The sequence below is a fragment of the Neobacillus niacini NBRC 15566 genome (genome assembly GCF_001591505.1).
Taxonomy (GTDB): Bacteria; Bacillota; Bacilli; order Bacillales; family Cytobacillaceae; genus Neobacillus; species Neobacillus niacini.
Window position 1 is genome coordinate 278,201 of record NZ_BCVA01000002.1, and the last position, 21,794, is coordinate 299,994.

Genomic DNA, 21,794 nt, shown 5'->3' on the forward strand with positions numbered 1-21,794 from the left:
GTGGTGTAACGAACCGCTAGTAGAGGAGGAAAGTTTGTGTCTATTACAGCTTTAGATGGAAAACGTTTTGCAGAAATGGTGATTCAAGGTGCGAATCACCTGGGAACCAATGCGAAAATGGTGGATGCATTAAACGTTTTTCCTGTGCCCGATGGTGATACTGGAACGAATATGAATTTATCAATGACCTCAGGGGCAAAGGAAGTAAAAAATAATGTCCAGGAACATATTGGTAAGGTAGGAGTTGCTCTATCAAAGGGTTTACTTATGGGGGCTCGAGGCAACTCCGGGGTTATCCTTTCCCAATTATTTCGTGGATTTTCAAAAGCAATTGAAACCAAAGCAGCGATCTCTGGTGTAGAATTTGCAGCAGCATTAGAAACAGGTGTCGAAACAGCCTATAAAGCGGTAATGAAGCCGGTAGAAGGAACGATTTTAACGGTTGCAAAGGATTCTGCAAAAAGAGGTGTTCAGGCTTCCCAAAAATCGAACGATATTATCGAGATAATGGAAGAGGTTTTAAAAGAAGCAAAAGCATCGCTAAAGCGTACACCAGACCTGCTTCCGGTTTTAAAAGAAGTTGGAGTTGTCGATAGCGGTGGCCAAGGGCTAGTTTTTGTTTATGAAGGATTTCTAGCAGAACTAAAAGGCGAGAAACTGCCAGATTCGCCTGAAGCCTATCCTTCTATGGACGAAATGGTCAGTGCGGAACATCATAAAAGTGTTCAAGGTCATATAAATACGGAAGATATTGTATTTGGCTATTGCACAGAATTTATGGTCAAGTTTGAAGACGCAAAGCTGGCAAAGCATCCGTTTGACGAACAGGTTTACAGGAATGATCTTAGTAAACTTGGTGATTCCTTACTAGTTATTGCCGATGACGAGGTTGTGAAGGTACATATTCATTCTGAACAGCCTGGTGATTGCCTAAGCTACGGACAGCGATACGGAAGCCTAATCAATATTAAAATTGAAAATATGAGACAGCAGCATTCTAATATTGTTGGAGAAACACACACACCGTTAGTTTCTGATAAACCTCAAGTTCCTAAAGAACAGCAGGAGTATGGGATTGTTACTGTGTCAATGGGTTCTGGTATTGCTGACTTATTCAAAAGTATCGGTGCACATGCGGTTATTGAAGGCGGACAAACGATGAATCCGAGTACAGAGGATATTGTTAAAGCCGTTAAAGAAGTGAATGCGAAAAAAGTATTTATTCTCCCGAATAATAAAAATATTATTATGGCGGCGCAGCAAGCGGCGGATGTATCAGATGAAGAAATTTATGTAATCCCGTCTAAAACAGTCCCTCAAGGTTTATCTGCACTTTTAGCATTTAATCCAGCTGGAAGTGTATTGGCGAATGAAGCTGCTATGACAGAAGCTATGCAGCATGTGAAAACGGGTCAAATTACATTTGCAGTTCGCGATACCCAAATCGACGGGTTAGAAATTGAAAAAGATGATTTCATGGGAATTGCAGAAGGTAAAATTGTTGTAAAAAACAAGGATAAAGCAAAAGTTGCAGAAGATTTGCTTGCTGAGATGGTGGATAGTGATTCGGAAATTTTAACCATCATTTATGGTGAAGACGTAACCCAGGAAGAGGTTAATGCACTAACAGCGTTTGTAGAAGAGAATTTTGATGACGTAGAAGTAGAACTTCATAATGGAAAACAACCATTATATTCATTTATCTTTGCAATTGAATAAGTGATAAAATTAGAAGGGGAAACCCTTCTTTTTTCTTTTTTCTGTGTTATAAATATAAATGGATAACGAAAAAGATTTATTTGTCCTAGGGGGAGAAGACGAATGAAATATAGAAGCGTGTTTGACATAATTGGACCCGTTATGATTGGGCCATCTAGCTCGCATACTGCTGGTGCTGCCAGAATAGGCAGAGTTGCAAGGAGTTTATTTGGCAGGGAACCAAAATGGGCAAATATATCATTATACGGCTCGTTTGCTAAGACGTATAAAGGACATGGGACGGATGTTGCGATTATTGGTGGTTTGTTAGATTTTGATACCGATGACGTAAGAATCATAAATGCAATTGATATAGCGAAGGAACGGGGTATTAAACTTCGATTTATAGAAGAAGAAGCCATTACGGATCATCCAAATACAGCGAGAGTAATCATCGGTGATGATAAAGGCGAATTAGAGCTGGTAGGAATCTCGATTGGCGGAGGCAAAATTGAAATAACCGAGTTAAACGGTTTTGAATTGAAATTATCAGGAAACCATCCAGCAATATTAGTGGTTCATAATGATCGTTTTGGTGCCATTGCGAGTGTTTCGAATGTATTGGCAAAATACGAAATTAATATTGGTCATATGGAAGTATCAAGAAAAGAAATTGGAAAGCTTGCTCTTATGACCATTGAAGTAGACCAAAACATAGATAAAATTGTTATTCAAGAATTAGAACAATTACCAAACATTCTGAAGGTAACAAAGATTGTGGATTAGCTAGACGTTGACCATATTAACAACAAGGGGGAAGGCAATTGTTTCGAAATGTTGCAGAGTTAGTTGAGCTTGCGATTAGTAAAAATAAAAAAATCTCTGAAATTATGATTGAGCAAGAAATGGAAGTAACCGGACGTACCCGGGAGGAAGTGCTTGCTTTTATGGACCGTAATTTAAGGGTTATGGAAGAAGCGGTTGAGCGGGGGATAAAAGGAGTAAAATCGCACTCTGGTTTAACCGGAGGAGACGCTGTCCTTATGCAAAAATATATTGAAAAAGGCAACTTCCTTTCAGGTAAAACCGTACTTGATGCTGTGAGCAAAGCCGTTGCTACGAATGAAGTAAATGCAGCAATGGGTACCATTTGTGCTACACCAACTGCAGGTTCAGCTGGTGTTGTACCGGGCACACTATTTGCAGTAAAAGAAAAACTAAATCCGTCTAGAGAGGAAATGGTGGCATTTCTTTTTACAGCAGGAGCTTTTGGTTTTGTTGTTGCGAACAATGCTTCGATTTCAGGTGCAGCAGGCGGTTGTCAAGCAGAGGTTGGTTCTGCTTCAGGTATGGCCGCAGCCGCTATTGTTGAAATGGCAGGCGGCACTCCAGAGCAATGTGCTGAAGCTATGGCCATTACATTAAAAAATATGCTTGGTCTTGTCTGTGATCCTGTTGCGGGCCTTGTCGAAGTACCATGTGTAAAAAGAAATGCAATGGGTGCAGCCAATGCGATGGTGGCTGCAGATATGGCTTTAGCAGGCATTACAAGCAGAATTCCATGTGATGAAGTCATTGATGCCATGTACAAAATCGGACAATCAATGCCGACAGCGTTAAAAGAAACCGCACAGGGAGGGTTGGCGGCAACTCCGACAGGTCGTGAACTCGAGGCTAAGATCTTCGGTATTCCGCGCGTATAAGGTGAATCAATATCTAAAACAGCCAGTTACAGTCTTAAAGGGAATCGGGGAAGAAACGGCTGAGAGTTTAGCAGAAATGAAAATTTATACAGTCTTAGATTTATTAGAGTATTTTCCATACCGGTATGAAGATTATCGGCTGCGCGAGCTCTCAGAGGTAAAGCATGATGAGAAAATTACTGTAGAAGGGAAGGTTCATAGTGAGCCTTCTCTTACATATTATGGCAGGAAGAAATCTAAACTGATGATTAGAATGTTCGTTGGAAACTATTTAATTAAGGTTGTGTTTTTTAATCAGCCTTATTTAAAATCGAAGATTATTATGAATGAAACCATTACGGTTACAGGTAAATGGGACGCCCATCGGCAAACAATTACTGCTAATGAAATGCAGGTTGGACTAAATACAAAAACAAAAGATTTTGAGCCAGTATACTCACTAAAAGGTAAAATCACGACCAAGGGAATGCGCAAATTTATTTCAATTGCTTTTCAACAATTCGGTCAATATATCGAGGAAAGTTTACCTTTATCACTTGTGAAAAAATATCGCTTGTTAGACCGTAATGAGGCTCTCAGAGCCATGCATTTTCCAGTTAATCAAGAGGACGTAAAACAGGCCCGCCGCCGCTTGGTTTATGAGGAATTTTTGTTATTTCAATTAAAAATGCAGGCATTACGGAAATTTGAACGAGAGCATTCGCCTGGAATTGAGCAAAAATATCTAGAAACAAAGGTAGAGCAATTTATTCAATCATTGCCTTTTCCATTGACCAATGCACAGAGTCGTGTTGTATCGGAAATCCTTAACGACCTAAAATCTCCTTTGAGAATGAATCGTCTTCTGCAAGGAGATGTTGGTTCTGGGAAAACAGTGGTTGCAGCGATTGGATTATATGCAAGTGTTACGGCTGGCTACCAAGGAGCATTAATGGTACCAACGGAAATCCTAGCAGAACAGCATGCTGAATCGCTTAATGGGTTATTAGAACCCTTCGGTCTTAGGTGTGAATTGTTAACGAGTTCGGTTAAAGGGAAAAGAAGAAGAGAGATTCTTCAACATGTATCTGAAGGAACAGTAGATATATTAATAGGGACGCATGCACTTATACAAGATGAGGTTACCTTCAAAAGACTGGGATTTGTCATAACCGACGAACAGCATCGCTTTGGGGTTGAACAGCGGAGGGTTTTACGAGAAAAAGGAGAAAATCCTGATGTCCTATTCATGACTGCGACACCGATACCAAGAACACTTGCTATAACCGTTTTTGGTGAGATGGATGTATCGATTATTGATGAAATGCCAGCTGGGAGGAAAGCGATAGAAACCTACTGGGCAAAACCGGAAATGTTGGGACGAGTTCTTTCTTTCATCGAAAAGGAATTGATAAAGGGTCATCAGGCCTATGTGATTTGCCCATTGATTGAAGAATCCGACAAGCTGGATGTTCAAAATGCAATTGACGTTCATACTACACTATCCCACCATTTTCAAAATCGATATAAGGTTGGACTTATGCATGGGCGGTTAAGTTCAGATGAAAAAGATACCATTATGAAGGCATTTAGTACAAATGAGGTACAGGTGTTAGTTTCCACCACAGTAGTAGAAGTTGGAGTGAATGTTCCGAATGCCACGATGATGGTGATCTATGACGCCGAAAGATTTGGACTTTCCCAGCTCCATCAGCTACGCGGAAGGGTTGGCCGAGGCAGTGACCAATCTTATTGTATTTTATTAGCGGATCCAAAGTCAGAAGTAGGTCAGGAGAGAATGCGAATCATGACCGAAACAAATGACGGATTTGTTTTAAGTGAAAAGGATCTCGAATTACGGGGACCTGGAGACTTTTTTGGTAAAAAACAAAGTGGAGTCCCAGAATTTAAGCTTGCAGACATGGTTCATGATTACCGTACGCTCGAAACCGCTAGAAATGACGCAACACTAATGATCCAATCAAAAACCTTCTGGACACGAAGCGAGTACCAATACCTAAGAAACCAGTTAGAAGACACCGGTGTATTAGAAGGAGAAAAATTGGACTAATTTACAAAAACTGCCTGGAAGCAGATTGCAAGAATAAAAACTTATTCTTGCAATCTGCTTTTTCTAATTTTATACTACTATTAGTACCTAGTCATAATAGCTCGGACGGTGTATGATATGAGAAGAACAAAAAAAGAACGCCAACAAATGCTAAAGGAAACCATAAAGGAAAATCCTTTTATAACTGACGAAGACCTTGCAGAAAAATTTCAAGTTAGTGTACAAACGATTCGCCTAGATCGTTTGGAATTATCAATTCCTGAACTACGGGAAAGGATAAAGTATGTTGCTGAGAAAAAATTTGAAGATGAGGTCAGGTCTCTGCCATTAGAAGAAGTAATTGGTGAAATAATTGATATTGAACTCGATCAAAGTGCGATTTCAATATTTGATGTTAGAGAAGAGCATGTTTTTATACGAAACAAGATTGCTCGGGGACACCATGTTTTTGCCCAGGCAAACTCACTAGCAGTAGCGGTAATAAATGATGAATTGGCGTTAACGGCAAAGGCAAATATTCAATTTAAGCGTTCTGTCAAACAAGGTGAACGAGTGATTGCCAAAGCAAAAGTTTTAAAAATAGACGACGGCCTTGGCAGAACAATTGTTGAAGTAACAAGTTATGTTAATAATGAACTTGTCTTTAAAGGCGAATTCGAAATGTACCGTTCAGAAAAATCATTAAAGGATGAGAAAAGATGAAAATAGCGATCGATGCAATGGGCGGCGACCATGCGCCTAAAGAAATCGTAATCGGTGCGATGAAAGCTGTAGAAGCATTTTCAGATATACATATTACCCTAGTGGGCGATGAAACAAAAATTAAAGAATACTTAACGAACCAAGAACGTATAAGCATTTTACATACATCCGAGGTAATCCTTGGTACGGACGAACCTGTTAGGGCTGTTCGCCGTAAAAAAACTGCCTCTATGGTACTAGCTGCACAGCAAGTAGCTGACGGAAATGCAGACGCCTGTATATCAGCAGGAAATACAGGTGCATTAATGGCTACAGGATTATTTGTAGTTGGCAGGATTGAGGGCATTGATCGCCCAGCACTTACACCAACTTTACCGACGATTGGTGGAGAGGGTTTTCTATTACTGGATGTTGGGGCGAATGTAGATGCCAAGCCTGAGCATTTGCTGCAATATGCGATAATGGGATCCATTTATAGTGAAAAGGTAAGAGGCATAGCGAAGCCGCGAGTAGGTCTTCTTAATATCGGAACCGAAGAAAAGAAAGGGACTGACCTAACAAAACAGGCATTCGAACTTTTAAAAAATGCAAATGTAAATTTTGTAGGCAATGTAGAGGCCAGGGATTTGCTTGATGGTGCAGCAGATGTTGTTGTAACGGATGGGTTCACTGGGAATATGGTATTAAAAACGGTTGAGGGTACAGCACTTTCCATGTTTAAAATGCTAAAAACTACGTTAATGAGCAGTCTTAAAAGTAAACTTGCTGCAGCCGTTTTAAAGCCAGAGTTCAAAGTTTTAAAGAACACATTGGACTATTCAGAGTATGGCGGTGCAGGCCTATTTGGCTTAAAGGCGCCCGTAATCAAAGCACATGGTTCCTCTAACGGACAAGCTATTTTTAGTGCAATTCGTCAAACGAGGGAAATGGTTGAAAAGAATGTAGTTGGTCTCATCAAAAAATCTGTTGAAGATGAGAAAACATCTAAAATAGAAGTGTAAGAAGGGGTGCGGAAATGGGGAAAATCGCGTTTGTATTTCCTGGTCAGGGCTCACAAACAGTTGGTATGGGACATTCACTTGCTGAACAGTATCCTGAGGTAATGCAATATTTTAAAAAAGCAGACGAGAGACTTTCAGTTGAATTGAGTAAGCTTATTTTTGAGGGACCTCAAGAAGGATTGACAAAAACAGTAAATACACAGCCGGCCTTATTAACAACGAGTTTGGCTATTCTAGAAAGATTTCAAAAAGCAGCTATTAAGCCTGATTTTGTCGCTGGACATAGTCTTGGTGAGTACACAGCACTTGTAGCAGCTGGTGCTTTAACCTTTGAAGATGGTGTCTACGCTGTAAGAAAAAGAGGGGAATTTATGGAGGGAGCTGTACCAAATGGTGAAGGTTCCATGGCAGCCATATTAGGACTTGACCGTGAACCTCTATCTAAGGTAACAGCTGAAGTTAGTGATACTGGTTTCCCAGTTTCTCTGGCAAATTTAAATTGTCCTGGTCAAATTGTTATCTCGGGTTCTCGAAAAGGGGTTGAGCTTGCTAGCGCAAGTGCAAAAGAAGCCGGCGCAAAAAGAGCGATTCCTTTGGAGGTCAGTGGACCATTCCACTCTTCTTTAATGAAGCCAGCAGCCAGTGAACTTCGACAGGTTCTAGATGAACTTGATATGAAAGATGCCGGCATTCCTGTAATTGCTAACGTTTCAGCAAATCCAATGACCAAGGCAGAAGAGATAAAGGAAAATTTAATTGAACAGCTTTATTCACCTGTTTTATGGGAAGATTCTGTTGTGAAGATGATTGATTTAGGTGTTGATACATTTATTGAAATTGGTCCTGGAAAGGTACTTTCAGGGTTAATTAAGAAAATTAACCGCAGTGTTAAAACATATTCGATTTCGGATGAGGAAAGCTGTCAATCTGTTATCGAGGCATTAAAGGAGGAAAATCTATGACACTAGAAGGCAAAGTTGCCCTAGTAACCGGCGCATCAAGAGGGATTGGCAGAGAAATTGCCCTTGAGCTTGCTAGACAGGGAGCCAATGTCGCCGTGAATTATGCTGGCAGTGAAGGTAAAGCCAATGAAGTGGTAGATGAAATAAAAGCATTAGGTCAAGAAGCATTTGCAATTAAGTGTGACGTATCCAATAGCGAAGAAGTAGCTGCAATGGTAAAAGAAACAGTCGATCGCTTTGGTAAATTGGATATACTTGTCAATAATGCAGGGATCACAAAAGATAATTTATTAATGAGAATGAAAGAAGAAGAATGGGATGATGTTATTAATATCAATCTCAAAGGTGTTTTTCTATGTACCAAAGCGGTAACTCGTCAAATGATGAAGCAGCGTGTCGGCCGTATTATTAATATCACCTCAGTTGTTGGTGTAAGTGGAAATCCAGGTCAGGCAAACTATGTTGCCGCAAAATCAGGTGTTATTGGTTTAACAAAAACGACAGCGAAAGAGCTTGCTTCTCGTAATATTACAGTAAATGCAATTGCTCCAGGCTTCATTACAACCGATATGACAGATAAATTATCGGATGAAGTAAAAGGTGAGATGTTAAAACAGATCCCGCTTGCACGACTGGGTGAGCCTAAGGATATTGCTAAAATGACAGCATTCTTGGCTTCCGATGACGCTTCATACATTACAGGACAAACTCTTCACATTAACGGCGGCATGGTCATGTAATTTTTTATTAAAGTATGTGTATTATTTTTTTGATATACTTTATAATAGCTTGAGGGGAGGTGAACTAGAATGGCAGAGGTATTAGAGCGTGTAACAAAAATCATCGTTGACCGTTTAGGTGTAGATGAGTCACAAGTTAAACTTGAAGCTTCATTCAAAGATGATCTTGGTGCTGATTCCCTTGACGTAGTTGAACTAGTTATGGAATTGGAAGATGAGTTTGATATGGAAATTTCTGACGATGATGCTGAAAAAATCGGCACAGTTGGTGATGCTGTTAATTACATAAATAGCAAAAATTAATTCGTTGGATTTCTTCAAAAGCTCCGTTTTCAAACGGAGCTTCTTTCTGTATTATAAGACTTGGCAGTCTTAAAAAAATACTGCCAGGTTTCTTTGCGTTTTGAATTGATTTTACTTAAACTATTGATAGGTATGTGTAAAAAATATGCAAGGTGGAGACTTTAATGCGCAGAAAAGGTAAGGAAAAAGAAATGAACAATCGCGCAAAAGAAAATCAATTTAAGGATTTTCAAACGAGGATCGGTATTCATTTTGAAAATGAAAAACTATTAAAACAAGCATTTACTCATTCATCCTATGTGAATGAGCATCGCAGAAAGCCTTATGAAGATAATGAAAGGCTTGAATTTTTAGGGGATGCCGTACTAGAACTAACGGTTTCAAAGTTCTTGTTCTTAAAATATCCAATGATGAGTGAGGGAGAGCTGACAAAGCTCCGGGCTGCTATTGTCTGTGAGCCTTCACTTGTAACCATGGCAAACGAACTTAGCTTTGGCAAGTTGATCTTGTTAGGTAAGGGTGAAGAAATGACAGGGGGCAGGGAGCGCCCAGCACTGTTAGCGGATGTATTCGAAGCATTTATTGGTGCACTTTACTTGGATAAAGGACTTGAGGTAGTAAACGGATTTCTAGATAAAGTGGTCTTCCCTAAAATAAATGAGGGTGCTTTTTCTCATGTGATGGATTTCAAAAGCCAGCTTCAAGAACTAATTCAAAGAGATGGGACCGGTTTAATTGAATATAAGGTATTAATTGAAAAAGGCCCTGCTCATAGCAAAGAATTTGTTTCAAGAGTCTCATTAAATGGTGAAGAATTAGGTATCGGTACAGGTAAATCAAAAAAAGAAGCTGAACAGCATGCCGCCCAAATGGCATTGGAGGTCTTAAAGGCTAAAACATCATAGAAAAACAACCATAGAATGCTAAGCTAAGGAAAGATTCCGGCCAAGCTCTAGGGAGGAAAAGGATATGTTTTTAAAACGGTTGGACATCATTGGCTTTAAATCTTTTGCAGATCGTATTGGGGTGGATTTTGTTCAAGGAGTCACTGCTGTAGTTGGCCCAAATGGAAGTGGGAAAAGTAATATAACAGATGCCATCCGCTGGGTATTAGGTGAGCAGTCTGCGAAATCACTTAGAGGCTCCAAAATGGAAGATATCATTTTTGCGGGAAGCGATTCTAGAAAGCCGTTAAATTATGCGGAAGTGACGTTAACGCTGGATAATCAGGACGAAGGATTAGCCATCGATTACAATGAAGTGAGTGTAACGAGGAGAGTCACTCGTGCAGGAGATAGTGAGTATTTAATTAATAAACAGCCTTGCAGACTTAAAGATATTATAGATTTGTTTATGGACTCTGGTCTTGGCAGAGAAGCTTTTTCCATTATCAGCCAAGGGAAAGTGGAAGAAATTCTCAACAGTAAGGCGGAAGACCGAAGAACCATCTTTGAAGAAGCTGCAGGTGTTTTGAAATATAAAAATCGTAAGAAAAAAGCAGAAGTTAAATTAGCAGAAACACAGGATAATTTAAATCGAGTGAATGATATTCTTCATGAACTCGAAGGACAAGTTGAACCACTGAAGATTCAGGCCTCCATGGCAAAAGATTATTTAGAGAAAAAAGCAGAACTTGAAAACATCGAAGTGGCCTTAACCGTTTATGATATTGAAGATTTACACCAAAAATGGACCCATCTATCGGAGCAGCTAAGAGAACATCAGCAGGAAGAAATTAAACTTTCGGCCCAGCTGCAAGTAAAGGAAGCAAAGATAGAAGAAACAAGGGACCACATTGCTGCACTTGATGAGTCGATTACTGATTTGCAAAATGTTCTCCTCCATGCAAGTGAGGAACTTGAAAAGTTAGAAGGCAGGAAAGAGGTACTAAAAGAACGCAAGAAAAATGCCTCTCAAAATAGAGCCCAGCTCGAAAAGGGTATTACTGAACTGACGGATAAAATCTCACATTTAAAACGTAACAAACAAAATCAAGAAGCCTTAGTGAATCAACTGAATGAACAGGTAAATTTACTTCAAACACAGTTAAAAGAAAAACAGGGGAAATTGGCGTTATTTACCGAAAATATTGAAGAAAAAATTGAAACTTTAAAAAGTGAATATATTGAACTTTTAAATGAGCAAGCTGGTGCAAAAAATGAGCTTAAGTTTATTGATCAGCGGCTAGAGCAGCAAGAAACAAAGAGCTCACGCCTTGACTCTGAAAATGTTAAATTCCTTGAGGAAAGGGAACATGCTCAAGATAAAATGCTGCAAGTTCAGGCAGTACTAGAAGAGGTACAATCAAGGCTCTCCAGTCAGGTTATAAGTTTTAGGGAGAAGCAGCGCAAGCTTGAGAATGTCCAAAATAACTATCAAAAGCAAGAAAAGACTTTATACCAGGCTTATCAAATTCTTCAACAGGCGAAATCAAGAAAAGAAATGCTTGAGGAACTGGAAGAAGACTACTCTGGATTTTTCCAAGGCGTAAAAGAAGTATTAAAAGCAAGGGGAAAAAAGCTGCACGGAATTGAAGGTGCTGTTGCCGAGCTTATAACGGTGCCTAAGGAGTACGAGACAGCACTTGAAACAGCTTTAGGCGGAGCCTTGCAGCACATAGTCGTAGATACGGAACAAAATGCTCGTATGGCTATTCAATACTTGAAACAGAATTCATACGGGCGAGCAACCTTTTTACCTTTAAGCGTTATTAAAGGCCGATTGTTGTCATCCTCTCAAGTTTTATCTATTCAAAACCATCCTTCACTGATAGGGAGTGCAGTAGATCTAGTAAGCTTTGATCCTAAGTACTCTGAGGTAATAAGTAACCTTTTAGGTAATGTTATTATTACAAAAGATTTAAAGGGTGCTAACGAAATGGCTAAAACCCTCCAGTATCGTTGTCGTATGGTTACTTTAGATGGCGATATCGTGAATCCAGGCGGATCAATGACAGGCGGGGCACAAAAGCAAAAGACAAGTTCATTATTAACGAGAAAAGGTGAGCTTGAAGAGTTGAAAGAAAAGCTCGTCATCATGAGTGAAAAAACTTCAAATTTAGAAAGTCATGTAAAGTCATTAAAAGTGGATGTTAAAACACATGAACTAGAGCTAGAAAAATTGCGAAGGTTTGGTGAAGAATTAAGACAACAGGAGCAAACATTAAAAGGTGATCTCCGTGAAGCTGAATTTGAAGCCAAAAATATTAACGACCGCTTGAAAATTTATGACCTTGAAAAAGGTCAATTAGTAGAGGAACAATCAACGATAACAATCCGATCATCTGAACTTAAGGAAGCGATTGCTGGCTTTAAAGAAAAGATAACTTTACTTGATAGTCAAATTGCTAAACTTACAGAACAAAAAACGAATGATATCTCATCAAAAGATACACTGATGAAGGAAATAACGGATTTAAAAGTGGAATATGCTTCAAAGAATGAGCAATTTGTAAATTCAAAAGATCGTTTAGGTATGATCGATGAAGAATTAAACGAGAGCCAAGAGCGGTTCGCGCTATATAAAGAGGATCTTATGCTGCTTACATCGGAAATGGAGGGGAGTACTTCCGGTGAAGAACAGTTAGAGATTGCTGCAAAACGTAAACAGCAGGACAAGGAAGAAACCATTTCACTTATCTCGTCTAGGAGGCAGGAAAGGCTCCAAATGCATTCGGCACTTGAAGATGCCGAAATTGAGGCAAAAGAAATAAAGAGACTTCATAAAGGGATGGTTGAAGTTTTAAAGGATGAAGAAGTGAAAATCAATCGCTTGGATGTGGAACTTGAAACAAAGCTTGCACATCTTAGAGAAGAATATTTACTTTCTTTTGAGGGAGCGAAAGAACAGTATCCACTCGATTTGCCATTAGAAGAAGCTAGGAAAAAGGTAAAGTTGATTAAACTTGCCATCGAGGAACTTGGCAGTGTCAATATTGGAGCCATTGAAGAATACGAGAGAGTTTCGGAAAGATATGAATTTTTAAATGAGCAGAAGAACGACCTCCAAGAGGCGAAGGATACACTTTATCAAGTCATCGACGAAATGGATACTGAAATGAAAAAACGTTTTGAACAGACGTTTTATGGAATTCGTGAGCAATTTGAACCTGTGTTCCGAGCGTTATTTGGCGGTGGAAGAGCAGATTTAAAACTTACCCACCCAGAGGATTTATTAAATACAGGTGTAGAAATCGTTGCACAGCCACCGGGTAAGAAGCTTCAAAACCTTGGGTTATTATCAGGGGGAGAACGAGCATTAACAGCGATTGCATTGCTGTTCTCAATTTTAAAAGTCCGTCCTGTGCCGTTTTGTATATTGGATGAGGTAGAAGCAGCATTAGATGAGGCAAACGTTTTTCGTTTTAGTCAATACTTGAAGAGGTTTAGTTCTGAAACACAGTTTATTGTTATCACTCACAGAAAAGGTACGATGGAAGAAGCGGATGTTTTATATGGTGTAACCATGCAGGAATCAGGTGTCTCAAAGCTCGTTTCTGTCCGGCTGGAGGATACGAAGGAGCTTGTTGAAACTTAAATCATAGGAAGTGAAGAAGAATGAGTTTTTTTAAAAAGTTAAAAGAGAAAATAACGCAACAAACAGAGGCTGTAACCGAAAAATTTAAAGACGGTCTCTCGAAAACGAGAAATAATTTCTCTGGCAAGGTAAATGACCTTGTAGCTAGATACCGAAAAGTAGACGAAGATTTCTTCGAGGAATTAGAAGAAATCTTAATCCAGGCAGATGTAGGCTTTGATACCGTTATGAAGCTAATCGAAGAGCTGAAGATGGAAGTAAAACGCCGAAATATCCAGGATCCACAAGAAGTTCAAAGTGTTATTTCAGAAAAGCTGGTCGATATTTATAATGCAGGAGAGGAACAATCTTCTAAGTTAAATATACAAGAAGATGGACTTACTGTTATTTTATTTGTCGGTGTTAACGGTGTGGGAAAAACCACGACCATCGGGAAACTTGGTCATAAGTTTAAGACAGAAGGAAAATCTGTTTTATTAGCAGCAGGTGACACTTTCCGGGCCGGTGCTATTGAACAGTTAGAAGTGTGGGGAGAAAGAGTCGGAGTAGACGTGATTAAACAGGCAGAAGGCTCTGACCCAGCAGCAGTTATGTATGACGCGATTAAGGCTGCTAAATCTCGGAAAGTAGACATATTGATTTGCGATACTGCCGGACGCTTACAAAACAAAGTCAACTTAATGAAAGAGCTAGAAAAGGTAAAACGGGTAATCGAGCGTGAGGTACCTGGTGCACCACATGAGGTTCTGCTCGTACTAGATGCAACAACGGGTCAAAACGCACTTATTCAGGCTAAGACTTTTAAAGAGGTAACGAATGTAAGCGGGATCGTTCTTTCCAAACTGGACGGTACAGCAAAAGGCGGTATTGTCTTGGCCATTCGGAATGAATTGAAAATCCCTGTTAAATACGTCGGTCTTGGTGAAAAAATGGATGACCTACAGGAATTTAACGCAGAGCAGTATGTTTATGGTTTATTTGCCGACCAAGTGGATAATGCTGTAAATTGATGTAAAGATATTTTCTTGACAGACTTGAAATGACTGTGTAAACTACATTTGTAAAGGCTTTTCACTTAACAAAGGGAGGGATAAGCATGCTTGAAAAAACAACACGAATGAATTATCTTTATGATTTCTATTATTCGTTGTTAACACCAAAGCAGCAAAGCTATATGTCTCTCTATTATTTAGATGATTACTCACTTGGAGAAATCGCTGAAGAGTACGCTGTAAGCCGTCAGGCTGTATATGATAATATCAAACGTACGGAAGCTATGCTTGAGGAGTATGAAGAAAAGCTATTACTATTTCAGAAATTTCAAGAGCGCAGTAAACTATTGAAGCATGTAAAAGAATTGCTAATTGAAGAAGACCCATCAAAGCAGGCAATGCTGGAAGTGGTTGCCGAGCTTGAGAAATTAGATTAGGAGGCGGCATAAATGGCGTTTGAAGGATTAGCCGACCGACTGCAGAATACGATTCAAAAAATCCGTGGAAAAGGCAAAGTAACGGAAGCGGATGTAAAAGAAATGATGCGTGAAGTCCGTCTCGCACTACTCGAGGCCGATGTTAATTTTAAGGTCGTTAAAGACTTTGTTAAAAAAGTCAGCGAACGTGCAGTAGGACAAGAAGTACTAAAAAGCTTAACCCCTGGTCAGCAGATTATTAAAATTGTTAATGAAGAATTGACAGAATTAATGGGCGGTGAGCAAAGTAAGATTGCTGCCTCTAATCGTCCTCCTACTGTGATCATGATGGTTGGATTACAAGGTGCTGGTAAAACGACAACGACAGGTAAGCTTGCCAACCTGCTTCGTAAAAAGTATAACCGTAAGCCAATGCTTGTAGCAGCTGATATTTACCGGCCTGCTGCCATTAAGCAGCTTCAAACTCTTGGAAAACAATTAGATATGCCAGTATTCTCTCTTGGTGACCAAGTAAGCCCAGTGGAAATTGCTAAGCAAGCTATTGCACAGGCAAAAGAAGAACATCATGACTATGTTCTCATCGATACTGCGGGTCGTTTACATGTCGATGAAAACCTAATGGGTGAGCTAAAGGACATTAAAGAGCTTACGAAACCTGATGAAATCTTTCTCGTAGTTGATGCAATGACAGGTCAGGACGCAGTTAATGTAGCTCAAAGCTTTAATGAACAACTTGGGTTAACTGGGGTTGTTTTAACAAAGCTTGATGGTGATACGCGAGGCGGGGCTGCGCTGTCCATTCGTGCTGTTACTCAAACACCTATTAAGTTTGTGGGTCTAGGGGAAAAAATGGACGCCATTGAACCATTTCATCCTGAACGGATGGCCTCTAGGATTCTTGGCATGGGTGACGTGCTTACCCTAATTGAAAAGGCACAAGCAAATGTTGATGAGGCAAAGGCAAAAGAGCTTGAGCAGAAAATGCGGACAGCATCTTTTACGCTTGACGACTTTTTAGAGCAACTGGGACAAGTCCGTAATTTAGGGCCTCTTGATGAATTATTAAAGATGATGCCTGGTGCAAACAAAATTAAAGGTTTGAATAATATTCAAATTGAAGAGAAGCAAATTGCACACGTAGAAGCCATCATTCGGTCTATGACCACTGAAGAAAAGAGTCATCCAGAAATTCTGAATTCAAATCGCAAACGAAGGATTGCCAAAGGAAGCGGCAGAACCGTTCCTGAAGTAAACCGTTTATTAAAGCAGTTTGAAGATATGAAAAAGATGATGAAGCAAATGACAGGAATGCAGCAAAAAGGCAAGAAAAAAGGCGGATTTAAATTTCCGTTTAAACCTTTTTAAAACGAAAAGCGGAAGCGCCTTGTTCAGGGGCGACAGGCATAAGACGAGCCGGCGAGAAGGTTGTTCTTTAACCTTCTTGACGGGGTGGCTTATGACCCCAAGCCCCTAGGCGCTGTAGCTGGACAACATGTTTAGAACTGTCTGAAATTGGAAATAATACTGTAAAGAAAAAACACTTTACAAATGAATTAATAATTGATAATATACTATCTTGTGTGAAACTATTCGGAGGTGCTTATTTAAAATGGCAGTAAAAATTCGTTTAAAGCGTATGGGAGCTAAAAAGACTCCTTTCTATCGTATCGTAGCAGCAGATTCTCGTTCTCCTCGTGATGGACGTTATATTGAAGTGATTGGAACTTACAATCCAGTAGCTCAACCAGCTGCAATCCAAATCAACGAAGAATTAGCTCTTAAGTGGTTACAAGATGGTGCGAAGCCATCTGATACAGTTCGTAACCTTTTCTCTAACCAAGGCATCATGGAAAAATTCCATAATGCTAAGTTAAGCAAGTAATTGCTATGAAGCAATTAATTGAAACGATTGTAAAGCCGCTTGTTGATTTTCCAGAAGATGTTCGCGTGAATGTCAACGAAGAGGATCAGCGAATCACGTATTACCTTACTGTCAATAAGACAGACATGGGAAAAGTGATTGGTAAACAAGGGCGTGTTGCAAAGGCCATTAGGACTGTTGTATATGCAGCAGGATCTTCACAACAAAAGAAAATTTTTCTAGAAATTGGTGAATAGCTTTTTGCATCTAGATTAAGGGGGGGAATGAAATTCCTCCCTTTTTTGCTATCAAGAAAACAGATCTTGAGGAGGCAATTTTATGCAACTTATTCAAACTGTGATCGTAAAGCAAATCTTGACGGAGCAAAGCAAACAAAAGCTGCTTGAAAAATATTTTGCAGGTAAGCTGTCGATGCAAAAAGAATATGAGCAACTTCAATTTGAGTTAAAAAAATTAGAAAAGGCGAAAAAATATCAAGCTAGTGCGCTGAAAACTCATTTTGAAAAAGAACTGAAAAAACGCCATGACAAAGAAAAGCTTTATGAGTTTCAAATCGAACAACTACATATGCTACCATTAGGCAGTGAATTAAAAGAAAAAGAAGTGCAGGCCCTTGTTGAAGTAAATGTTGGTGACAATTGGGATGAAGTAACAGGGCGCCGGACAATCATCATTAAAGACGGTATGATCGAGGAAATAAGATAGAGGTGACAAGCAGAATGGAAAAATGGTTTAATGTTGGAAAAATAGTCAATACACACGGAATTAGAGGTGAGGTCAGGGTTATTTCTAAAACTGACTTCCCAGAGCAGCGCTACAAAGTAGGGAATACATTGTATTTATTTATGCCAGGATCAAATAAGCCCGTTGAATTGACCGTAAAAACCCACCGTACTCACAAAAATTTTAATCTTCTAACCTTTGAAGGATTTGAAAATATCAACGAGGTTGAAAAGTTTAGGGATGGAATCCTTAAGGTCCCAGAATCGCAGTTAGGCAATCTTGAAAAGGATGAATATTATTACCATGAGATTATTGGGTGCCTCGTGGCTACAACAAGCGGTATGGAAATTGGTAAGGTTACTGAGATACTTTCCCCCGGGGCAAACGATGTATGGGTAATTAAATCGCCTGGCGGCAAAGAAATACTGATTCCTTATATTGAAGATGTTGTAAAAAAAGTAGATATTAAAGAAAAAGTTATTTTAATTGAACCAATGGAAGGGCTGCTTTCATGATAAAAATAGATGTACTTACATTATTTCCTGAGATGTTTTCAGGTGTATTTGGACATTCCATTTTACATAAAGCAGCTGAAAAATCAGCTGTTCAATACAATGTTGTCAATTTTCGGGACTACTCGGATAATAAACATCAGACTGTTGACGATTATCCCTATGGTGGTGGCGCCGGAATGGTATTAAAACCTCAGCCGCTATTTGACGCTGTTGCAGCATTAAAGGAACAGGCGGAAAGTGATCGGACAAGAGTGATTCTGCTTTGCCCTCAAGGAAAAACATATGACCAAAAAACAGCAGAGGAATTGGCGCAGGAAGAGCACCTGATATTTGTTTGTGGTCATTATGAGGGCTATGATGAAAGAATACGTGAACATGTGGTAACAGACGAAATCTCAATAGGAGATTATGTCTTAACTGGCGGAGAGCTTGGAGCAATGGTAGTGATTGATAGTGTCGTCCGTCTTTTACCTGAAGTCTTAGGAAATCAAGAATCACATATGAAAGATTCATTCAGTACAGGTTTATTGGAGCACCCTCATTACACACGTCCTTCTGATTTTCGCGGCATGAAGGTTCCAGATGTTCTACTGCAAGGTAATCATAAATTAATCGAAGAGTGGAGAAACAAAGAAGCTATTAGACGAACATTCCTTAGAAGACCTGACTTACTAGAAAAAATAGATTTAACCGAAGAACAAGAAAAATGGCTTAATGAAATAAAAAAAGAATACGAGTAGTTATTGCATAGATATGTCTTTTATGTTATTATACATCTTGTGACTTGAGCTGAGTGATGAATTCAGTATGGTCTTATAACGATGTTCCGCTGCAATGATATAGGATAGTAGATATGCAAGAGCGTCTGTTGGAAGGAGTTGAAAACGATGCAAAAATTAATTGAAGAAATCACAAAAGAACAACTTCGTTCTGATTTACCTGCGTTCCGTCCTGGTGATACTGTACGTGTACACGTTAAAGTTGTCGAGGGTACTCGTGAGCGTATTCAGTTATTCGAAGGTGTAGTGATTAAGCGTCGTGGTGGTGGAATTAGCGAAACTTTCACAGTTCGTAAGGTTTCTTACGGAGTAGGCGTTGAGCGTACTTTTCCTGTACACACACCTAAAATTGCGAAGCTTGAAGTATTGCGCCGCGGTAAAGTTCGCCGTGCTAAACTATACTACTTACGTAAGCTACGTGGTAAAAAAGCTCGTATTAAAGAAATTAGATAATAAAAGAAAGAGCTTGCTCTGCAAGCTCTTTTTTCGTACATATCATTTCAAATCTTTGTAATATTAAAGTTTGATTAAAAAGTGCAGCCCCACGTGTTTAATATACAATTTTTATGTAAAATAAGAGAATAGCAAACATTTTTTTTGTGATTGGCGGGGAACAAGAAATGATAAAAAAGAAGAATGAACTTTGGGAATGGACGAAGGCACTATTAATTGCTGTTGCACTAGCAGCTGTCATTCGTTATTTTCTTTTTGCACCAATTGTAGTAGACGGGCTCTCTATGATGCCGACACTGCAGCACCAAGATCGTATGATTGTAAACAAGCTAAGCTATAATATTGGTGAGCCAAAACGCTTTGATATTATCGTCTTCCATGCGCCTGAACAGAAGGATTACATTAAAAGAGTAATTGGACTTCCGGGAGACCGTATCGAATACAAAGACGATACCTTATATGTAAATGGTAAGCCGTATAAAGAACCATATTTGGATGAATACAAGAAAAAGGTAGAAGGACCGCTTACTGATCCTTTTACGCTTGAAGAAACTCCAGTAGGTACTGAAACGGTGCCAGAAGGCGAGTTGTTCGTAATGGGTGACAATCGCCGATTTAGTAAAGACAGCAGGCATATTGGAACCATCCCATTAGACAAAATAATTGGGAATACTAGTATTGTGTACTGGCCTTTAAAAGATGCACATATCGTGAAATAGAAGACCTAGGAGGTGACAGCTATGACAATACAATGGTTTCCGGGTCATATGGCAAAAGCTCGAAGAGAAGTCACAGAAAAACTAAAACTAGTAGATATTATCTATGAATTAGTGGATGCGAGAATTCCTTATTCATCCCGAAATCCAATGATTGATGAAATTATTCAGCATAAACCAAGGTTGGTTCTGTTAAATAAAGCGGATATGGCGGATAAAGCAGCTACAAAAGAGTGGATTGCCTATTTTGCTCAAAAAGGAATAAAAGCAATAGCAATCAACGCTCAGGCTGGAGAAGGAATGAGGGATATTGTTCAGGCTTCTCATGAAATTTTAAAAGAAAAATTTGACCGCTTAAGAGCCAAGGGTGTAGTGAACCCCAGAGCGATTCGAGCTATGATAGTTGGGATTCCTAATGCCGGAAAATCAACATTAATTAATCGGCTTGCAAAGAAAAATATCGCAAAGACAGGGAATATGCCAGGTGTAACAAAAGCTCAGCAGTGGATTAAAGTTGGCAAAGAGTTGGAATTATTAGATACTCCGGGTATTCTTTGGCCAAAGTTTGAAGACCAAGAGGTTGGGAAAAAACTAGCTGTAACAGGGGCGATTAAAGACACGCTGCTAAATTTGCAGGACTTAGTTGTCTTTTCAATTAAGTTTTTATCAGAGCATTATCCCGAGAGACTTAAAGAACGATACAAGCTCGATTCTGTCCCTGAAAATGTGGTCGAGATGTTTGACCAAATAGGAGAGCTTAGAGGCTGTCTCGGAGCCGGCGGAATTGTTGATTATGATAAAGTATCCGAGCTGGTGATCAGGGAGATTCGGTCTGAAAGATTTGGACCGCTGACATTTGAAAGACCAAGTGAGTTCATCGATAAAACTGACCAGAAATAAACAAACCTTAATCTAGTAAGCAGGAAAAGTAGAATAAGCGGAGATTTTTCGTTTAAATGCTGAATCGATCATTGTTTCGGGGTAATTAATCGGAGGTTTTCCGCTTAATTCATGCAAAATTCACTATAAGCGAATTTTTCGAGCCAATAGACGGAATTTCTCCGTCTGTTTAAGCTTTTTTTATTACCAATTTCAAATTAAGCGGAATTTCTTCGCCTATTTATCAACTCAGGTGCTTAACCTCTTCCTTAAATCGAAGCGTGCGGACCCTATGAACCTAGATACCACTATTCTTGTGTCATTTAATATGAATGAACCAGAAAAACGGAACCCTTCACTTTCACATATGGAGGGTCTTTTTGTTTATTTTTGGTCATTGAAATTAATCGGAGGGAAAGGTATGATTTACAACGGGTGAAGAAAATGAAAATAGTAACAATAGCAGAAATTGAACAACAGCTTACTAACATTAAAGATGAGAGCGACCCCTTTTTTATAAAAATTCAGCAGGATGAACGTAAAGGGGTTCAACAATTAATACATAGATGGCAAAAGAAAATGGAACAGGAAAGACAGCTGAAAGAAAAGTTCGTTGAAATGAAGGGCTATGAATTGAAGTGGCGGACCCAAGGCTATAAATATATAGCTGGTGTGGATGAAGTTGGCAGGGGTCCGCTAGCCGGACCAGTTGTGGCAGCCGCC

General features: G+C 39.4%; 22 protein-coding genes and 1 pseudogene. All 23 read left to right on the forward strand.

Annotated elements, in window-relative coordinates:
- Positions 1 to 36: 36 nt before the first annotated feature.
- Entirely contained in the window at positions 37 to 1,719 is a 1,683-nt protein-coding gene (locus BANA01_RS03335) for a DAK2 domain-containing protein (RefSeq protein WP_063251638.1), read from the forward strand.
- Positions 1,720 to 1,821: 102 nt separating this feature from the next.
- Positions 1,822 to 2,484, forward strand: coding sequence for an L-serine ammonia-lyase, iron-sulfur-dependent subunit beta (gene sdaAB, locus BANA01_RS03340; protein WP_063251639.1), 663 nt, complete (start codon positions 1,822 to 1,824; stop codon positions 2,482 to 2,484).
- A gap of 38 nt (positions 2,485 to 2,522) precedes the next feature.
- On the forward strand, positions 2,523 to 3,401 hold the full coding sequence (gene sdaAA, locus BANA01_RS03345) for an L-serine ammonia-lyase, iron-sulfur-dependent, subunit alpha (protein WP_063251640.1): 879 nt from the start codon (positions 2,523 to 2,525) through the stop codon (positions 3,399 to 3,401).
- Between the two features lies 1 nt (position 3,402).
- Positions 3,403 to 5,451, forward strand: coding sequence for an ATP-dependent DNA helicase RecG (gene recG / locus BANA01_RS03350; RefSeq protein WP_063251641.1), 2,049 nt, complete (start codon positions 3,403 to 3,405; stop codon positions 5,449 to 5,451).
- 117 nt (positions 5,452 to 5,568) lie between these two features.
- Positions 5,569 to 6,153 (forward strand): transcription factor FapR, encoded by a 585-nt coding sequence (gene fapR, locus BANA01_RS03355; RefSeq protein WP_063251642.1) that lies wholly within the window; start codon positions 5,569 to 5,571, stop codon positions 6,151 to 6,153.
- Positions 6,150 to 7,154 (forward strand): phosphate acyltransferase PlsX, encoded by a 1,005-nt coding sequence (gene plsX / locus BANA01_RS03360; protein ID WP_063251643.1) that lies wholly within the window; start codon positions 6,150 to 6,152, stop codon positions 7,152 to 7,154. The genes fapR and plsX overlap by 4 nt, the downstream gene beginning before the upstream one ends.
- Before the next feature lie 14 nt (positions 7,155 to 7,168).
- Positions 7,169 to 8,116 carry an ACP S-malonyltransferase gene (gene fabD / locus BANA01_RS03365; RefSeq protein WP_063251644.1) on the forward strand — a complete coding sequence of 316 codons (948 nt, stop codon included), beginning with the start codon at positions 7,169 to 7,171 and terminating at the stop codon, positions 8,114 to 8,116.
- Positions 8,113 to 8,856 carry a 3-oxoacyl-[acyl-carrier-protein] reductase gene (fabG, locus tag BANA01_RS03370; RefSeq protein WP_063251645.1) on the forward strand — a complete coding sequence of 248 codons (744 nt, stop codon included), beginning with the start codon at positions 8,113 to 8,115 and terminating at the stop codon, positions 8,854 to 8,856. Before fabD ends, fabG begins: the two co-directional genes overlap by 4 nt.
- Positions 8,857 to 8,925: 69 nt before the next feature.
- Positions 8,926 to 9,159 carry an acyl carrier protein gene (gene acpP, locus BANA01_RS03375; protein ID WP_045515275.1) on the forward strand — a complete coding sequence of 78 codons (234 nt, stop codon included), beginning with the start codon at positions 8,926 to 8,928 and terminating at the stop codon, positions 9,157 to 9,159.
- 164 nt (positions 9,160 to 9,323) lie between these two features.
- Positions 9,324 to 10,064 (forward strand): ribonuclease III, encoded by a 741-nt coding sequence (gene rnc, locus BANA01_RS03380; RefSeq protein WP_063251646.1) that lies wholly within the window; start codon positions 9,324 to 9,326, stop codon positions 10,062 to 10,064.
- A 64-nt stretch (positions 10,065 to 10,128) separates the two neighbouring features.
- Positions 10,129 to 13,695, forward strand: coding sequence for a chromosome segregation protein SMC (gene smc, locus BANA01_RS03385; RefSeq protein ID WP_063251647.1), 3,567 nt, complete (start codon positions 10,129 to 10,131; stop codon positions 13,693 to 13,695).
- A gap of 20 nt (positions 13,696 to 13,715) precedes the next feature.
- Entirely contained in the window at positions 13,716 to 14,705 is a 990-nt protein-coding gene (gene ftsY / locus BANA01_RS03390; RefSeq protein ID WP_034675723.1) for a signal recognition particle-docking protein FtsY, read from the forward strand.
- A gap of 86 nt (positions 14,706 to 14,791) precedes the next feature.
- Positions 14,792 to 15,124, forward strand: coding sequence for a putative DNA-binding protein (locus BANA01_RS03395; RefSeq protein WP_034675720.1), 333 nt, complete (start codon positions 14,792 to 14,794; stop codon positions 15,122 to 15,124).
- A 12-nt stretch (positions 15,125 to 15,136) separates the two neighbouring features.
- Positions 15,137 to 16,489 (forward strand): signal recognition particle protein, encoded by a 1,353-nt coding sequence (gene ffh / locus BANA01_RS03400; RefSeq protein ID WP_034675717.1) that lies wholly within the window; start codon positions 15,137 to 15,139, stop codon positions 16,487 to 16,489.
- 244 nt (positions 16,490 to 16,733) lie between these two features.
- The gene (rpsP, locus tag BANA01_RS03405) at positions 16,734 to 17,006 is read left to right on the forward strand and encodes a 30S ribosomal protein S16 (RefSeq protein WP_034675715.1); all 273 of its coding nucleotides are present in this window, start codon (positions 16,734 to 16,736) and stop codon (positions 17,004 to 17,006) included.
- Positions 17,007 to 17,011: 5 nt separating this feature from the next.
- Entirely contained in the window at positions 17,012 to 17,242 is a 231-nt protein-coding gene (locus BANA01_RS03410; protein WP_034675712.1) for a KH domain-containing protein, read from the forward strand.
- 82 nt (positions 17,243 to 17,324) lie between these two features.
- The gene (locus tag BANA01_RS03415) at positions 17,325 to 17,711 is read left to right on the forward strand and encodes a YlqD family protein (protein WP_034675709.1); all 387 of its coding nucleotides are present in this window, start codon (positions 17,325 to 17,327) and stop codon (positions 17,709 to 17,711) included.
- Positions 17,712 to 17,725: 14 nt separating this feature from the next.
- Positions 17,726 to 18,244 (forward strand): ribosome maturation factor RimM, encoded by a 519-nt coding sequence (gene rimM, locus BANA01_RS03420; RefSeq protein ID WP_034675708.1) that lies wholly within the window; start codon positions 17,726 to 17,728, stop codon positions 18,242 to 18,244.
- Positions 18,241 to 18,984, forward strand: a complete 744-nt coding sequence (trmD, locus tag BANA01_RS03425) for a tRNA (guanosine(37)-N1)-methyltransferase TrmD (RefSeq protein ID WP_034675706.1) — start codon at positions 18,241 to 18,243, stop codon at positions 18,982 to 18,984. Before rimM ends, trmD begins: the two co-directional genes overlap by 4 nt.
- Before the next feature lie 147 nt (positions 18,985 to 19,131).
- Positions 19,132 to 19,476, forward strand: a complete 345-nt coding sequence (gene rplS, locus BANA01_RS03430; protein WP_034675704.1) for a 50S ribosomal protein L19 — start codon at positions 19,132 to 19,134, stop codon at positions 19,474 to 19,476.
- A gap of 167 nt (positions 19,477 to 19,643) precedes the next feature.
- On the forward strand, positions 19,644 to 20,195 hold the full coding sequence (gene lepB, locus BANA01_RS03435; RefSeq protein WP_034675731.1) for a signal peptidase I: 552 nt from the start codon (positions 19,644 to 19,646) through the stop codon (positions 20,193 to 20,195).
- A gap of 21 nt (positions 20,196 to 20,216) precedes the next feature.
- Positions 20,217 to 21,092: a ribosome biogenesis GTPase YlqF gene (ylqF, locus tag BANA01_RS03440; protein ID WP_034675702.1), complete on the forward strand. Its 876-nt coding sequence runs from the start codon at positions 20,217 to 20,219 to the stop codon at positions 21,090 to 21,092.
- Between the two features lie 423 nt (positions 21,093 to 21,515).
- Positions 21,516 to 21,794 (forward strand): annotated as a pseudogene (locus tag BANA01_RS03445) (ribonuclease HII); the annotation flags it as partial.

Excerpts from the sequence above, each read along its gene's own strand:
- sdaAB (WP_063251639.1), top strand. The coding sequence starts at position 1,822 with ATGAAATATAGAAGCGTGTTTGACATAATTGGACCCGTTATGATTGGG.
- fapR (WP_063251642.1), top strand. The coding sequence starts at position 5,569 with ATGAGAAGAACAAAAAAAGAACGCCAACAAATGCTAAAGGAAACCATA.
- plsX (WP_063251643.1), top strand. The coding sequence starts at position 6,150 with ATGAAAATAGCGATCGATGCAATGGGCGGCGACCATGCGCCTAAAGAA.
- fabD (WP_063251644.1), top strand. The coding sequence starts at position 7,169 with ATGGGGAAAATCGCGTTTGTATTTCCTGGTCAGGGCTCACAAACAGTT.
- fabG (WP_063251645.1), top strand. The coding sequence starts at position 8,113 with ATGACACTAGAAGGCAAAGTTGCCCTAGTAACCGGCGCATCAAGAGGG.
- acpP (WP_045515275.1), top strand. The coding sequence starts at position 8,926 with ATGGCAGAGGTATTAGAGCGTGTAACAAAAATCATCGTTGACCGTTTA.
- rnc (WP_063251646.1), top strand. The coding sequence starts at position 9,324 with ATGCGCAGAAAAGGTAAGGAAAAAGAAATGAACAATCGCGCAAAAGAA.
- smc (WP_063251647.1), top strand. The coding sequence starts at position 10,129 with ATGTTTTTAAAACGGTTGGACATCATTGGCTTTAAATCTTTTGCAGAT.
- ftsY (WP_034675723.1), top strand. The coding sequence starts at position 13,716 with ATGAGTTTTTTTAAAAAGTTAAAAGAGAAAATAACGCAACAAACAGAG.
- BANA01_RS03395 (WP_034675720.1), top strand. The coding sequence starts at position 14,792 with ATGCTTGAAAAAACAACACGAATGAATTATCTTTATGATTTCTATTAT.
- ffh (WP_034675717.1), top strand. The coding sequence starts at position 15,137 with ATGGCGTTTGAAGGATTAGCCGACCGACTGCAGAATACGATTCAAAAA.
- rpsP (WP_034675715.1), top strand. The coding sequence starts at position 16,734 with ATGGCAGTAAAAATTCGTTTAAAGCGTATGGGAGCTAAAAAGACTCCT.
- BANA01_RS03410 (WP_034675712.1), top strand. The coding sequence starts at position 17,012 with ATGAAGCAATTAATTGAAACGATTGTAAAGCCGCTTGTTGATTTTCCA.
- BANA01_RS03415 (WP_034675709.1), top strand. The coding sequence starts at position 17,325 with ATGCAACTTATTCAAACTGTGATCGTAAAGCAAATCTTGACGGAGCAA.
- rimM (WP_034675708.1), top strand. The coding sequence starts at position 17,726 with ATGGAAAAATGGTTTAATGTTGGAAAAATAGTCAATACACACGGAATT.
- trmD (WP_034675706.1), top strand. The coding sequence starts at position 18,241 with ATGATAAAAATAGATGTACTTACATTATTTCCTGAGATGTTTTCAGGT.
- rplS (WP_034675704.1), top strand. The coding sequence starts at position 19,132 with ATGCAAAAATTAATTGAAGAAATCACAAAAGAACAACTTCGTTCTGAT.
- lepB (WP_034675731.1), top strand. The coding sequence starts at position 19,644 with ATGATAAAAAAGAAGAATGAACTTTGGGAATGGACGAAGGCACTATTA.
- ylqF (WP_034675702.1), top strand. The coding sequence starts at position 20,217 with ATGACAATACAATGGTTTCCGGGTCATATGGCAAAAGCTCGAAGAGAA.